Below are 15,315 nucleotides of genomic sequence, written 5' to 3'. Positions count from 1 at the left end.
GGGAAATAATCATTGCTTTGTTTTTATCCATATTCCCTCTATAATATGCGCCCTTAATTATGTTACAAACTGGATATATTATGGCTGAGCAAAATAACCCTTACGACGAACTTAGATACTACTCAAAACCCTTTTCTTATACGAGCATTGCACTTTTGGAAGGAAATGCAACATTATGGGGATTAACACCACCAGCACTCAAAGGTGCTAAAGTATTAGAATTAGGTTCTTCTTTTGGTGGAAACTTAATTTCTCAAGCGGTTTATTATCCAGATACTGAATTTGTCGGCATTGATTTATCAGATAGTCAAATTACTCAAGGTAATGAAATCATTAAATCAATGGGATTAACAAATGTTCGTTTAGAAGCAAAAAATATTCTCGATATTACGCCTGAATTTGGCGTGTTTGACTACATTATTGTACATGGCATTTATTCTTGGGTACCAAATAATGTTAAAGATAAAATTCTTGAAGTTTGCCGAGAAAATTTAACGCCAAACGGTATTGCTTATATTTCTTACAACACCTATCCAGGTTGGAAAAACCGAGAAGTTGCACGAGATATTATGCTCTATGCTAATAAATACACACAAAATTTACCGCTTTCTGAGCAAACTCGTCGTGGTAAAGCCGTTGTTCAGTTATTCTCCGATGCAATTAAATCGATTGAATCAGAAAAAGAACGAAATAAATTTAGAATTTCAAATTTTGATACTATTCAAAATCAAGATGACCATTATATTGCGCATGAATATCTTGAATATCACAACGACCCTCTCTATTTAAATCAATTTGTGGATAGCGTCAATCAACATCAATTAGCTTATATTGGTGATACAAGTTTCCAACTTTCATATATTTCTTGGATGCCACAACACTTAAGAAATATGATTAATCAATTATCCGAGACAGATTATGTCGCCCGTGAGCAATGTCTTGATTATCTTTACGATGTTGCATTTAGAAGAAGTTTGTTATGTCATGCTAATTTACAAGATAAAATTAACCGCACTGAGAATATAAATATAAGTTTATTAGATAAATTAACCTTTATTAATCAAAGTAAAGAAAATAATCTGAGTAATATATTCAATAATCAAGATATTATAAGATTACTTGAACACTTTATTTATCAAGTGGGTAGTTTTACTATTAAATCATTAACTGATTATGTATCGAATAATAAAGAGTTTAAAAATATCACTAAAAATGAAATTTACTCTTCTGTATTACTATCTATAGTTCTAGGCTATATCAATGTTTTCCGCACACCATATCAAATATATGCATTTGAAGATAATAAAACTTATATACCAAAACGGTTTACTCAATATATACAGGCTTTGTTAGAGGGGGCAAATGAATATATTGGTGCGGGCAATATGTATAATGGAAGTATTGAAGATTTGAATAAACTTCATCTTCACATAATGTCCCAAATGGAAAAACCAACAACCCAAAAAGCACTTAACGCTTCACTCAAGGAATATTTAATTCAGAATGAATACAGAGATATGAACAATAATAAACTTATTGATGAAGAATATGATTGTTCAGGATTGTGTAATTCTCTTTGTGAAACTTTAGCTAACTTAGGTTATATTCAACCTGCTACGCTATAAGAAAAATTCAAAGAAATCAATATATTGAAGGAGAGCTAACCGCTCTTCTTTTGTTTTGTCACAAATAAAAATTGAGAATTATTTGCATTTAAATGAGTTTGGAAATAGAATAAGGGTCATTCAGGCTTAATTAAAACATTCATTCTCATAAAACAAGGAGTTTTCAATGACATTCAAATCTTTCAAAATTGCGACACTCGCTGCCGCACTTATATTCTCAGCAAGTAGCTTTGCCGATATTACCGTTTACAACGGCCAACATAAAGAGGCAGCGGCTGCGGTCGCAAAAGCATTTGAGCAAGAAACTGGCATTAAAGTAACACTAAACAGTGGAAAAAGTGCTCAGCTTGCGGGTCAATTAAAAGAAGAAGGTGATAAAACACCAGCTGATGTTTTCTACACTGAACAAACTGCAACCTTTGCAGATCTTTCTGAAGCAGGTCTTTTAGCACCAATTTCAGAACAAACCATTAAACAAACTGCACAAAAAGGTGTACCACGTGCACCGAAAAAAGACTGGGTTGCTTTAAGCGGTCGTTCTCGTGTTGTGGTTTACGATCACACTAAACTATCAGAAAAAGATATGGAAAAATCGGTGTTAGATTACGCTACACCAAAATGGAAAGACAAAATTGGTTATGTGCCAACTTCTGGCGCGTTCTTAGAGCAAGTGGTTGCATTAAGCAAAATGAAAGGTGATAAAGTTGCCCTTGATTGGTTAAAAGGTTTAAAAGCAAATGGTAAGCTTTATGCAAAAAATAGTGTTGCATTACAAGCTGTTGAAAACGGCGAAGTGCCTGTGGCTTTAATCAATAACTATTATTGGTACAACTTAGCTAAAGAAAAAGGCGTGGAAAACTTAAAAAGCCGTCTTTACTTCATTGGTCACCAAGATCCAGGCGCATTAGTTAGCTACTCTGGTGCTGCAGTGTTGAAAGCGTCTAAAAATCAAGAAGAGGCGAAGAAATTTGTGGACTTCTTAGCTAGCAAAAAAGGTCAAGAGGCTTTAGTTGCAGTACGTGCAGAATACCCGTTACGTACAGATGTAGTTTCACCATTTAATCTTGAACCTTACGCTAAACTGGAAGCCCCAGTGGTATCAGCAACAACAGCAAAAGATAAAGAACACGCAACTAAATTGATTGAAGAAGCTGGGTTGAAATAGTCTCTTAACATCGTGGGTAAATATACCCACGATTAAGTATGAGCATTCCCTTTTAATTAGGAAACTTTCAACTTTTCCCAAATAAGGGGAAATCTATGCTAGTCTAGGGTAACTCATTACCCTAGACTAAAATAAAGGATTTAACTTTGCCTCGCACTCCGCCATTCTGGCTCACTTTGCTTATCATCTTGATTGGACTTCCGTTACTCTTGCCATTTCTGTATGTGATTTTACGTGCAGAGGAAGTTGGGCTAACTCGAAGCGTTGATCTTCTTTTTCGTCCTAGAATGCTGGAGTTACTGACTAATACAATGGTCTTAATGCTCTGTGTAACTGTTGGTTCTATTTCGCTCGGTAGTCTTTGTGCTTTTTGGCTTGAACGCTATCGTTTTTTCGGCAAGTCATTTTTTGAAGTCGCGATGAGTTTGCCGCTTTGTATTCCGGCCTTTGTGAGCTGTTTTACTTGGATCAGTCTAACCTTTCGAGTAGAAGGTTTTTGGGGAACGATTGGCATCATGACATTAAGCTCTTTTCCACTCGCTTACTTGCCTATTTCAGCCACACTTAAACGACTAGATCGCTCTCTTGAAGAAGTAAGCCTTTCATTAGGAAAAAGCCAAACTTACACCTTTTGGCACGCTATTTTCCCGCAATTAAAACCAGCAATCGGTAGTAGTTTATTGCTAATAGCATTACATATGCTCGTGGATTTCGGTGCAGTTTCAATTTTAAATTACCAAACATTCACCACTGCGATTTTCCAAGAATATGAAATGTCTTTTAATAACAGTACCGCAGCACTACTTTCCGCTGTATTAATGGCAATTTGTAGCCTTATTGTGCTGGGAGAAACATTCTTCCGTGGTAAACAAACACTTTACAACAGTGGCAAAGGTGTCACTCGTCCTTATCCAGTAAAAACACTTTCTTTTGGCAAACAATGTTTAACCTTCGGGTTTTTCTCTAGCATATTCATCTTAAGCATTGGCGTGCCTGTGATTATGTTAATTTACTGGCTTATAGTGGGAACTTCACTCGAAAGTGCGGGGAATTTTTCAGAATTTTTATCGGCATTCAGCAATTCATTTATCATTTCAGGCTTAGGCGCACTGCTTACCGTAGTTTGTGCTTTACCATTGGTTTGGGCAGCTGTACGCTATCGTAGCAAATTAACCATTTGGATTGATCGATTACCTTATCTATTACACGCCGTACCCGGCTTAGTTATCGCATTATCGCTGATCTACTTTACGATCAACTATGCTAACAGCTTATATCAAACCTTTTTAGTTATTATCGTAGCTTACTTTATGCTCTATTTACCAATGGCACAAACTACACTTAGAGCCTCACTTGAGCAACTTTCTGATAATATTGAGAAAGTCGGACAAAGCCTAGGACGAAGCCCATTCTATATTTTCCGGACTTTAACATTACCCGCAATGCTACCAGGCATTGCGGCGGCATTCTCTCTAGTATTTTTGAATTTAATGAAAGAGCTTACTGCAACACTTTTGCTCACGCCAAACGACATCAAAACCCTTTCGATTGCCGTTTGGGAATATACCAGTGATGCGCAATACGCTGCAGCAACGCCTTATGCACTCATGCTCGTTCTCTTTTCAGGGATTCCTGTGTTTTTATTGAAAAAATATGCATTTAAATAAAATGATAAATAATCCGTTATTAACTGTTAAAAATCTCAATAAATTTTTTAATGAACAACAAGTTCTTCACGATATTTCCTTTACCTTGCAACGAGGTGAAATCCTCTTTTTGCTTGGTGCTTCTGGTTGTGGAAAAACAACATTATTGCGAGCGATCGCAGGATTTGAACAACCCAATACTGGCGAAATTTGGCTCAAAGAGCGGTTAATTTTTGGCGAGAATTCTAATGTGCCAACGCAACAGCGCCATCTAGGTTATGTGGTACAAGAAGGCGTTCTGTTCCCTCACTTAAATGTCTATCGCAACATTGCTTATGGATTAGGGAATGGAAAAGGGAAAACGGATGAAGAGAAAATGCGGATTGAGCAGGTAATGCAACTCACTGGAATTAGTGAACTGGCAGAACGTTTTCCACACCAACTTTCGGGCGGACAACAACAACGAGTAGCTCTTGCGCGAGCACTAGCACCGAATCCAGAACTAATTTTATTAGATGAACCTTTTAGTGCCTTAGATGAACATCTACGCCAGCAAATTCGTCATGATATGCTAAAAGCACTGCGTCAAAGTGGTGCATCAGCGATTTTCGTCACCCATGATCGTGATGAAGCACTACGTTATGCAGATAAGATTGCGATCATTCAACAAGGCAAAATTTTACAAATCGACACGCCTCGTACACTTTATTGGTCGCCAAATCATCTAGAAACCGCAAGTTTTATTGGTGACAACATCGTACTATCGGCAAATCTAATTGATGAAAATATCGCCCAATGCCAATTAGGTAATATTCCTGTAAAAAACAAATCAATCTCACCGAAACAAGGTAAGATTTTGCTTCGTCCAGAACAATTTAGCCTGTTTAAAACATCAGAAAATCCAACCGCACTTTTCAAAGGGCAAGTGAAACAAATTGAATTTAAAGGAAAAATTACCGCTGTTCAAATTGAAATTAATGGCTACGCAATATGGATTGAGAACGTTATTTCTCCCGATTTATCTATTGGCGATAATTTGCCTGTTTATTTACATAGAAAAGGGCTTTTTTATGCCTAAAAATAAAGCCTTATCTTCACAATAAGGCTTATTTTTAAACAATATATTCAGAAAAAATTCGTTCAATATTTGATATTAAACAGTCTACACCTAAAATATTTTCCCCTTTCCACGCCTGTTGCAAAATCTCTGGAGAAAATTGCTGGCTTGCCAATTCAGCTAACGGCAAATAACTGATATGCCAAGGCTCCCGCCCCACTTTCTTATTAGACTGCATATTTATAAAAGGCAAAGCAAAATCAAAGTGCGGTAAATTTTCCGTAAGAAATTCACTCAATTCAAAAAAGTAGCCGCCTTTTTCATATTCCCAAGGCTCCAGTTGTAAAGATTGCCCTTGTGGCAAAAGATCAGGATCGAAAATATCCACTTCCGTTCCCCAATGATGACGGCTAGCTGCTGGTAATGCAGACCAACGTAAAATCGCCTGACATTTTTGCCAGTCATCTAATTGGCTTAAATCTAATGCCTTTCCTGCGTCATCGTGTACTTTTCTCTCGCCCTTAAATTTGCTGTTCCAAATAAGCTGTTGGCGTTCAAAATCACGAAAACTGCTCGCAGGCTGTAAATTAAAGCCATTTTTTGTCGCACTTTGTTGCAACCCTTGAAATGCTTGCACAGCTTGCGTTTGCAAAAAATGATTTGAGGAATGAATTGCGGGTAAATTGACTAAATGCTCACGAGACTTTCCTGTAAGCATTTCTGGCGTTAATTTCATTTTAGCTATCCAATAAATTCACTAACATTTTGTGATAAATTTCACCGCACTTGCCAAGATCTTCCACGCTGACACATTCATTGACTTTATGAATAGTTGAATTTAACGGGCCAAATTCCACTACCTCAGAACCCATCAATGCAATAAAACGACCGTCTGAGGTGCCACCACCTGTTTCAGCCTTTGGCATTATGCCTGTGGTTTCCTCAATAGCGGTGGTTATCGAATCTAATAATTTACCTGGTTTTGTTAAAAACGGTTTACCTGATAAATTCCATTCAATACGATATTTCAAATTATGTTTTTCTAGCATTTCAGCTACTTTTTGCTTAATGATTTCATCTGTTACTTCTGTGCAATAACGCAAATTAAACTGAACATATAACTCACCTGGAATCACATTATTACTTCCTGTGCCCGCATGAATATTAGCAATTTGTAGGTTTGTTGGAGGGAAAAACTCATTACCTTCATCCCATTGGTAAGTCGTTAAGTCTTGCAAAAATGGCACTGCTTTATGGATTGGATTTTCGGCTAAATGCGGATATGCCACATGCCCTTGAATCCCCTGAACATAAAGATTTCCTGTAATCGAGCCGCGGCGGCCATTTTTGACAACATCGCCTAAGTTTTTAGCACTCGATGGCTCGCCAACCATACAATAAGTAATTTGTTCATCACGCGCCATTAAAGTCTCAACCACACGCACTGTACCATCTTTTGCGGCGGCCTCTTCATCAGACGTAATCAATAATGCAATTGTACCCTTATGATTGGGATTTGCTTTTACATATTCTTCTGCCGCCACAATCATTGCTGCAAGGGATCCTTTCATATCCGCCGCACCACGACCATAAAGCATACCATCGATAACCTCAGCAGAAAACGGAGAATACGACCATTGATTTTCATCACCAGTAGGCACAACATCCGTATGTCCCGCAAAAGCAATAACTGGCTCACCCGATCCATGTTTTGCCCACAAATTCAACGTATCATTAAAAGGCATCCATTCAATTTGAAAACCTAACTTTTCTAAACGTTCTCCAATAATTTGCTGACAGCCCTCATCATTCGGGCTAATAGACGGGCGACGAATTAAATCTTGCGCCAACGAAATTACTTTTTCTTTCATAAAAACTCCTAAGAAAATAACCGCACTTTAAGCAAATGTAGCCTGATATTCCTTTTCATTAAAACCAATTAATGCCTTTCCATCTTGTAAAATAATGGGGCGTTTAATCAAGGTTGGATTCTCTGCCAACACGGAAAGTGCGGTCGTTTTATCAAGGGAATTTTTAACTTGTTCATCCAAATTACGCCAAGTTGTACTGCGTTTATTTACCAACACATCCCAGCCAAATTGAGCTTCTGCCTGAGTTAAAAAATTCAAATCCAAACCATCAACACGGTAGTCGTGAAGTTTATGTTCAATATTGTGATCCGCAAGCCATTTCAACGCTTTCTTCACTGTGTCGCAATTTTTAATGCCGTAAACTGTAATCATATTTCACCTAAAAAAAGAAAAACCCTCAATCTAATCAGACTGAGGATTTTAACCCTTATACTACTTCATCTCAAATGAATTAACCCAACAACTTATTGATACGTTTAATAAACACAGCTGGATTTTCCAAAGATCCGCGCTCTGCTAACATAGCTTGTTCAAGTAATAATTCCACCCAATCAGCAAATTCAGTTTCATCTGCAATATCAGCCACTTTTTTCACTAAGTGGTGTTCTGGATTAAGTTCAAAAGTGTATTTGACTTCTGGTACAGGTTGCCCTGCGGCTGCAAACAATTTCGCCATTTGGGTCGTCATTTGATCATTATCTGTAGAAACTACCGCTGGTGTATCCGTTAAATTGTGAGTTAAACGCACCGTTTTCACACGTTCTCCAAGCAAGTTTTTCACACGCTCAATAAAACTACCAAAGGCTTCATCTTGTTGTTTTTGCGTTTCAGATTCTTTATCCGCTAAATCGCCTAAATCCAAATCTGCTTTCGTGATACTTTGTAATGGTTTACCGTCAAATTCAGTTAAATAGCTTAACATCCATTCATCAATGCGATCAGAAAGCAATAAAACCTCAATGCCTTTTTTATTGAATAATTCCAAGTGCGGACTATTTTTTGCTGCAACATAACTATCCGCTGTAATGTAATAGATAGCTTTTTGCCCCTCTTTCATACGCGTGATGTAATCTTCTAAAGAAACAGTTTGCTCGCTGCTATCATTATGCGTTGAAGCAAAACGTAATAACTTCGCAACAGTTTCTTTATTAGAAAAATCTTCTGCAGGGCCTTCTTTCAAGACTAAACCAAACTCTTTCCAGAATTGAAGATATTTTTCTGCATCATCTTTTGCTAATTTTTCTAGCATTTGTAATGAACGCTTAGTTAATGCTTTGCGTAATGCAGCAGTAATTTTGTTATCTTGTAAAATTTCACGAGATACATTTAATGGCAAGTCATTGCTATCGATTAAACCGCGCATAAAACGGAGATAATTCGGCATAAATTGCTCAGCATCATCCATAATAAATACACGTTGAACATAAAGTTTTAAGCCGTGTTTATGTTCGCGATTAAATAAATCCCAAGGTGCTTTAGCTGGCACATAAAGCAAACTAGTATATGCTTGATTTCCTTCAACTTTGTTATGCGCCCAAGTCACAGGATCAGCAAAATCATGGCTTAAATGTTTGTAAAACTCCTTATATTCCTCATCGGAGACATCATTTTTAGAACGCGTCCAAAGTGCATCGGATTTATTAATTTTCTCCCATTTTTCGCCGCACTCTTTGCCTTCATCATCATATTCTTTCGTCAGCATTTCCACTGGCAAGCCAATATGGTCAGAATATTTACCGATAATTTCACGCAAACGCCATTCGTTTAAAAATTCTTTTTCATCTTCACGTAAGTGTAAAATCACATCTGTGCCACGGGATTTTTTCTCAATATCCGCCACAGAATATTCGCCTTCGCCAGCAGATTCCCAAAGCACCGCTTTATCCGCCTCTTCGCCAGCTGCTCTAGTTTTTACAGTCACTTTATCTGCCACAATAAAAGCTGAATAAAAACCCACACCAAACTGCCCAATAAGTTGGCTATTTTTTGCTTGGTCTTGGCCAAGTGCGGTTAAAAATTCTTTTGTTCCTGATTTCGCAATCGTACCCAAATGATCTATGACTTGCTCACGGGTCATACCAATGCCGTTATCGCTAATTGTGATCGTTCCTTTATCCGCATCAAAGCTAACACGCACACGTAAGTCGCCATCGCCTTCATATAAAGCAGGGTTGGAAAGTGTTTTAAAGCGTAATTTATCTGCTGCATCAGAGGCATTAGAAATTAATTCACGTAAGAAAATTTCTTTATTGGAATACAAAGAATGGATCATTAATTGGAGGAGTTGTTTGACTTCAGATTGGAAGCCGCGAGTTTCTTGATTTTGTGACATAATTTTTTCCTTCATAAAGATAAAAATTGAACGTCACAGATATAAGAATAAAAAGAAAGATTTCAAGGGGAAAAGCAAAGTGCAGTGAAAATTCACCGCACTTTTATCAGGCTAATATCAATTACTCTTTTCTTTCCTTCACATTTTCAACCCAGCGTTCTATTAATCGCTTCGCTTCTTGATCTGAACCAAACTTGATGAAATCAATATCAAGTAATTTAAGTTTTGCTGGCTCTGAAAGATGTGGATGCGCTTTGGCATGAATATTTGTTGGCAGTTGGTAAGAATCCGCCTCACGCCAAGGAATTTCTTGAGCTTCAGCAGAAAGAACAAAATCGACAAAGCGTTTAGCATTCTCTAAATTGCGTCCATTTTTAATGATACTGACCGCTCCTAACGTATAGCCTGTGCCTTCGCAAGGTAAAGCACCAATAACCAGTGCGCCTTTATCCTTTTCACGCACATAAGTATGCATAAAACCAATATCAACTGCGGCTGCGCCCGTAGAAATATTAGCCGTTGCTAATCCAGTTTTCGTGTATTGAGCAATGTTTTTATCAAGTTCTTTCAAATAAGCAAAGGCTTTATCTTCGCCCATAATTTCAATTAAAGTTGTAAGAATAGTGTAGCCAGTGCCAGATACTCGAGGATCTGGATATTGAATTAACCCTTTAAATTCTGGTTTTAATAAATCAGCATAGCATTGAGGTTTCGCGATATTTTTTTCGGCTAGCAGTTTTTCGTTCATCCCAATGCCAAGTTCCATAAGATAAATAATCGACGTGGTATCGCCACGTTGTTCCGTGAGCTTTTTGAATTGAGGCATAATTTCTTTTTGCAGAGGAGAACGATAAGTTTCTAACAAACCAGCATCTCGCGCTTGAAAGTGCGGTTCCAATGTACCGCCATACCATACATCTGCTTGTGGATTTTCTTTTTCGGCTTTGATTTTGCCTAATACAGTCCCAGTGCTATTACGCACAAACTGAGTGTCCACATTATATTTTTTGCTAAAAGCGTGAGCGACTTTTTCACAAGTCGTGTTTTGGACGCTGCAATAGAGCACTAATTTGCCTTCCGCTTGAGCAGGTGTTGATAAACTTAATCCTAATAAGCCGTAACCAAGCACGCTGGAAAGTGCGGTCAATTTAAAAGAATTTTTTAAAGAAAAAGAGAGTTTCATGATGCATCCTTACTTATATGAATACAGAAAAAAGTAAGTCAGCCCTTTAAGGAGGAGAGATTAGTTTCCTACGCCAGTGCTAACTGTTTCAGGTTCACGGGTATTTTCTCAGCGATGTCCGCACCCCGACTAACCGCGAATCAATATAAGTTGTAATACTATTTTTGTAAAGTCGGATAAGTTTATGATTTTCTTGATTGTGATATAAAAAAATTAGACTTATAATTCCTGTAAATTTGAACAGATAAAAATTTCATCATGGATATTTCTGAATTACTTGACGGACTTAACGATAAACAACGCGAAGCCGTAGCAGCCCCTCTTGGTAATCACTTAGTGCTAGCTGGTGCAGGCTCTGGCAAAACGCGTGTATTGACACACCGTATCGCTTGGTTAATTGCGGTAGAAAATATTTCTGAAGGCAGCATTATGGCGGTGACGTTTACCAATAAAGCAGCAGCAGAAATGCGTCATCGTATTCAAGCGACACTTGCCAAACACGCACAACATCAATTATTTGGTATGTGGATTGGTACTTTCCACAGCATTGCCCATCGTTTGTTGCGAGCTCATCATTTAGATGTGGGATTGCCACAAGATTTCCAAATTTTAGATTCAGAAGATCAACTGCGTTTAATTAAACGGTTATTAAAATTACATAATTTTGATGAAAAAGCTTTTCCGCCTAAACAGGCTTGTTGGTACATCAATAACAAAAAAGATGAAGGCTTGCGACCAAAGGACATTGAAGATTTTAATGATCGTCAAGAGCGTGAATGGATTAAAATTTATCAGATTTATCAAGACACTTGCGATCGCGCAGGATTGGTCGATTTTGCTGAATTATTAATTCGGGCCTATGAATTATTTGAGAAAAAACCATTAATTTTGCAACGTTATCAACAACGTTTTCAGCATATTTTGGTGGATGAATTTCAAGATACCAATAAAATTCAATATAAATGGATCAAAATTCTCGCGGGAGAAACAGGCAAGGTCATGATCGTAGGCGATGACGATCAATCTATTTATGGTTGGCGTGGCGCACAAATCGAAAATATTCAAAAATTCTTAAAAGATTTCAATGCCGAAACAATTCGCCTTGAACAAAACTATCGTTCTACCGCCAATATCCTAAACAGCGCAAATGAATTAATTGCAAACAATAGTGATCGTCTTGGTAAAAATTTATGGACAGAGGGTGAAAAAGGCGATCCTGTGGGCATCTATGCTGCCTTTAATGAATTGGACGAAGCAAAATTTGTTGCCTCACAAATTCAGGATTGGGTAGAACATGGCGGAAAACTTGATGATTGTGCCGTGCTTTACCGTAGTAATAGCCAATCACGGGTTATTGAAGAAGCCTTGATTCGTTGTCAAATCCCATACCGTATTTATGGCGGTATGCGTTTCTTTGAACGCCAAGAAATTAAAGATGCGTTAGCCTATCTTCGTTTGATTAATAATCGTCAAGATGATGCAGCTTTTGAGCGTGTAATAAATACGCCAACCCGAGGCATTGGCGACCGCACTTTAGATATATTGCGTAACTTAACACGGGAACGCCAAATTACCTTATGGCAAGCAGTACAAGTCGCAACACAAGAAAATATGTTGGCTGGGCGAGCCTCAACAGCATTATTGCGTTTCCAGGAATTAATTAATTCATTACAACTTGATACTGCAGAAATGCCGCTTTTCGCACAAACTGATTTTGTGATTAAACATTCGGGCTTATATGAAATGTATCAACAAGAAAAAGGTGAAAAAGGCGAAGTGCGTATTGAAAACTTGGAAGAATTAGTTACCGCAACCCGTGAATTTATCAAACCTGATGATGCGGAAGAAATGACCGAACTCACTGCCTTTTTAACGCACGCTTCCTTAGAAGCTGGCGAAGAACAAGCCTCACCGCATCAATCCTGTGTAGAAATGATGACGTTGCACTCTGCAAAAGGCTTAGAATTTCCTCGTGTGTTCATGGTGGGCGTAGAAGAAGGTTTATTCCCAAGTTTCCGCTCTTTTGAGGAACCTGGGCGTTTAGAAGAAGAGCGTCGTTTAGCTTATGTCGGCATTACTCGAGCGAAGAAAAAACTAACAATTTCTTATGCGGAAAGCCGTCGATTATATGCTAAAGAAGAACGTCATTTGCCATCACGTTTTATCGCAGAATTACCACAAGAATGTATCCAAGAAATTCGTTTACGAGGAACTGTCACGCGTGCGATGAATCTAGCAAAAGTTGGTTCAGTATCTCCTGTCGGTACAAATGAAAATGAATGGAAAATGGGGCAAAAAGTCAAACACGAAAAATTTGGTTTTGGCACTGTGATTAATGTGGAAGGATCTGAGAATAACACACGTTTACAAATAGCATTCCAAGCGCAAGGCATTAAATGGTTGATTGCGCATTTGGCAAAACTGGAAAAAGTGCGGTAGAATCCAGAAGCGTTTTTATTTTTTACCGATGAATTTTTTTGAAAAGTGCGGTGGATTTTTACCGCACTTTTATTGTCTATTGAGTGCTGGAATGTTTAAATTTGTTTTCAAACGTATCTTAATGGTGATTCCTACTTTTATTGCCATTACTTTTATTACCTTTGCCCTTGTGCATTTTATTCCCGGTGATCCTGTGGAAATTATGATGGGGGAACGCGGTTTAACGCCAGAAGTACATCAACAAATGATGCACCAATTGGGCTTAGATTTACCTCTTTATCAGCAATATTTCCACTATATTGGCAATGTAATTCAAGGGGATTTTGGGGCATCATTTCGCACTCAACAACCTGTTCTTAGTGAATTTTTTACACTTTTCCCTGCCACCGCTGAATTAGCATTTTTTGCGTTATTTTGGTCGTTATTAGGCGGGGTGATTTTAGGCACAATTGCCGCAGTAAAAAAAGATAGTTGGATTTCTCACACAGTTACGGCTGCATCGCTCACCGGTTATTCTATGCCGATTTTCTGGTGGGGTTTAATTTTAATTTTATATGTTTCGCCACAACTCGGTTTACCACAAGGCGGACGTTTAGATAATGAATTTTGGATCGATACACCAACAGGATTTATGCTCATTGACAGCTGGCTTTCTGGTATGCCAGGTGCCTTCGAAAATGCGGTTAAATCGTTGATTCTTCCTGCAATAGTCCTAGGCACAGTTCCTCTCGCCATTATTACGCGTATGACACGCTCTGCAATGTTGGAAGTGTTAGGTGAAGATTACATTCGCACGGCAAAAGCAAAAGGCTTAAGTTATACTCGAATCGTCATTGTTCATGCATTACGTAATGCGTTAATCCCTGTTGTCACTGTGGTGGGATTAATTGTAGGTCAATTGCTTTCCGGTGCCGTACTGACAGAAAACATTTTCTCATGGCCGGGAATTGGAAAATGGATTATTGATGCTATTCAAGCGCGTGATTATCCGGTGTTGCAAGGTTCTGTACTGATTATTGCAACAATTATTATTGTGGTAAATTTAACTGTCGATTTACTTTACGGCGTGGTCAATCCGCGTATCCGTCATTAATTGTAGGAGAAATTATGTCTGACACGCCTTCAACTTTCGCGCCAAAAACGCCCTTGCAAGAATTTTGGTTTTACTTCAAACAAAACCGAGGCGCGCTAATTGGTTTAATTTTTATTTTGATTGTTGCCTTAATTAGCATTCTCGCGCCTTATATTGCGCCTTTTGATCCAACAGAACAAAATCGTACCGCACTTTTACTTCCTCCTGCTTGGTATGAAGGCGGCAATCCTGCCTATTTACTCGGAACAGATGATATTGGGCGAGATATTCTTTCTCGCATCATTTACGGAACGCGAATTTCCGTCTTTGCTGGATTTGTCATTGTATTGCTATCTTGCGCCTTTGGTACCAGTCTTGGCTTGATTTCTGGTTATTATGGCGGCGTGTTAGATACAATTATCATTCGCCTAATTGATATTATGCTCGCGATTCCAAACTTGCTCTTAACGATTGTGGTCGTCTCTATTTTAGAGCCATCACTCGCCAATGCCACTTTAGCTATCGCCGTTGTATCGATTCCTAGCTATGTGCGTTTAACTCGAGCAGCGGTGATGAATGAAAAAAATCGTGATTATGTCACCTCATCTAAAGTCGCTGGCGCAGGTGTTCTTCGCCTCATGTTTATTGTGATTTTACCAAACTGTTTAGCACCCTTGATTGTGCAAATGACTATGGGGATTTCTAATGCGATCTTAGAACTCGCGACACTTGGTTTCTTAGGCATTGGTGCAAAGCCACCAACACCTGAGCTTGGCACAATGCTTTCAGAAGCACGTGGTTTTATGCAAGCAGCAAACTGGTTGGTTACAATTCCTGGCTTAGTTATTTTATCTTTGGTACTGGCTTTCAACTTAATGGGTGATGGCTTGCGCGATGCACTTGATCCAAAACTCAAACAATAGGA

General features: G+C 38.3%; 12 protein-coding genes and 1 riboswitch. Of the genes, 7 read left to right on the top strand and 5 right to left on the bottom strand.

Translation table 11 applies throughout. The features are described from left to right. Positions 1-80: 80 nt before the first annotated feature. The 4 genes from ABW51_RS02850 to fbpC all read left to right on the top strand — a co-directional run bounded on the left by ABW51_RS02850 (position 81) and on the right by fbpC (position 5,514). On the top strand, positions 81-1,625 hold the full coding sequence (locus ABW51_RS02850) for a class I SAM-dependent methyltransferase (protein WP_053465488.1): 1,545 nt from the start codon (positions 81-83) through the stop codon (positions 1,623-1,625). A 166-nt stretch (positions 1,626-1,791) separates the two neighbouring features. Next, positions 1,792-2,790 carry an iron ABC transporter substrate-binding protein gene (locus ABW51_RS02845; protein WP_053465487.1) on the top strand — a complete coding sequence of 333 codons (999 nt, stop codon included), beginning with the start codon at positions 1,792-1,794 and terminating at the stop codon, positions 2,788-2,790. A 146-nt stretch (positions 2,791-2,936) separates the two neighbouring features. Then, positions 2,937-4,457, top strand: coding sequence for an ABC transporter permease (locus tag ABW51_RS02840; RefSeq protein ID WP_053465486.1), 1,521 nt, complete (start codon positions 2,937-2,939; stop codon positions 4,455-4,457). Further along, positions 4,444-5,514: a Fe(3+) ABC transporter ATP-binding protein FbpC gene (gene fbpC, locus ABW51_RS02835; RefSeq protein ID WP_053465485.1), complete on the top strand. Its 1,071-nt coding sequence runs from the start codon at positions 4,444-4,446 to the stop codon at positions 5,512-5,514. The genes ABW51_RS02840 and fbpC overlap by 14 nt, the downstream gene beginning before the upstream one ends. 34 nt (positions 5,515-5,548) lie before the next feature. Here fbpC and ABW51_RS02830 read toward each other — a convergent pair whose 3' ends face one another. The 5 genes from ABW51_RS02830 to ABW51_RS02810 form a co-directional block, all read right to left on the bottom strand. Further along, on the bottom strand, positions 5,549-6,229 hold the full coding sequence (locus ABW51_RS02830) for a M15 family metallopeptidase (protein ID WP_053465484.1): 681 nt from the start codon (positions 6,227-6,229) through the stop codon (positions 5,549-5,551). A gap of 1 nt (position 6,230) precedes the next feature. After that, positions 6,231-7,364, bottom strand: a complete 1,134-nt coding sequence (gene dapE / locus ABW51_RS02825) for a succinyl-diaminopimelate desuccinylase (protein WP_053465483.1) — start codon at positions 7,362-7,364, stop codon at positions 6,231-6,233. Between the two features lie 27 nt (positions 7,365-7,391). Further along, positions 7,392-7,736, bottom strand: coding sequence for an ArsC family reductase (locus ABW51_RS02820; protein WP_053465482.1), 345 nt, complete (start codon positions 7,734-7,736; stop codon positions 7,392-7,394). Positions 7,737-7,815: 79 nt separating this feature from the next. After that, the gene (gene htpG / locus ABW51_RS02815; protein WP_053465481.1) at positions 7,816-9,696 is read right to left on the bottom strand and encodes a molecular chaperone HtpG; all 1,881 of its coding nucleotides are present in this window, start codon (positions 9,694-9,696) and stop codon (positions 7,816-7,818) included. Positions 9,697-9,817: 121 nt separating this feature from the next. Beyond that, complete coding sequence (locus ABW51_RS02810; RefSeq protein ID WP_053465480.1) at positions 9,818-10,879, bottom strand: ABC transporter substrate-binding protein; 1,062 nt, start codon at positions 10,877-10,879, stop codon at positions 9,818-9,820. Positions 10,880-10,927: 48 nt separating this feature from the next. Further along, positions 10,928-11,017: riboswitch (TPP riboswitch) on the bottom strand. A gap of 120 nt (positions 11,018-11,137) precedes the next feature. On the opposite strand from ABW51_RS02810, the gene uvrD reads away from it, so the two are divergent. From uvrD to ABW51_RS02795, 3 genes are all read left to right on the top strand, one after another. Further along, on the top strand, positions 11,138-13,318 hold the full coding sequence (gene uvrD, locus ABW51_RS02805; protein ID WP_053465479.1) for a DNA helicase II: 2,181 nt from the start codon (positions 11,138-11,140) through the stop codon (positions 13,316-13,318). Between the two features lie 91 nt (positions 13,319-13,409). Continuing rightward, the gene (locus ABW51_RS02800) at positions 13,410-14,411 is read left to right on the top strand and encodes an ABC transporter permease subunit (protein ID WP_053465478.1); all 1,002 of its coding nucleotides are present in this window, start codon (positions 13,410-13,412) and stop codon (positions 14,409-14,411) included. Positions 14,412-14,425: 14 nt separating this feature from the next. Then, the gene (locus ABW51_RS02795) at positions 14,426-15,313 is read left to right on the top strand and encodes an ABC transporter permease subunit (RefSeq protein ID WP_053465477.1); all 888 of its coding nucleotides are present in this window, start codon (positions 14,426-14,428) and stop codon (positions 15,311-15,313) included. Positions 15,314-15,315: the final 2 nt, after the last annotated feature.

Source organism: Haemophilus sp. C1 (genome assembly GCF_001276515.1).
In the GTDB taxonomy this organism is placed as follows: domain Bacteria; phylum Pseudomonadota; class Gammaproteobacteria; order Enterobacterales; family Pasteurellaceae; genus Haemophilus.
This window is presented reverse-complemented; position numbering and strand designations above follow the sequence as displayed.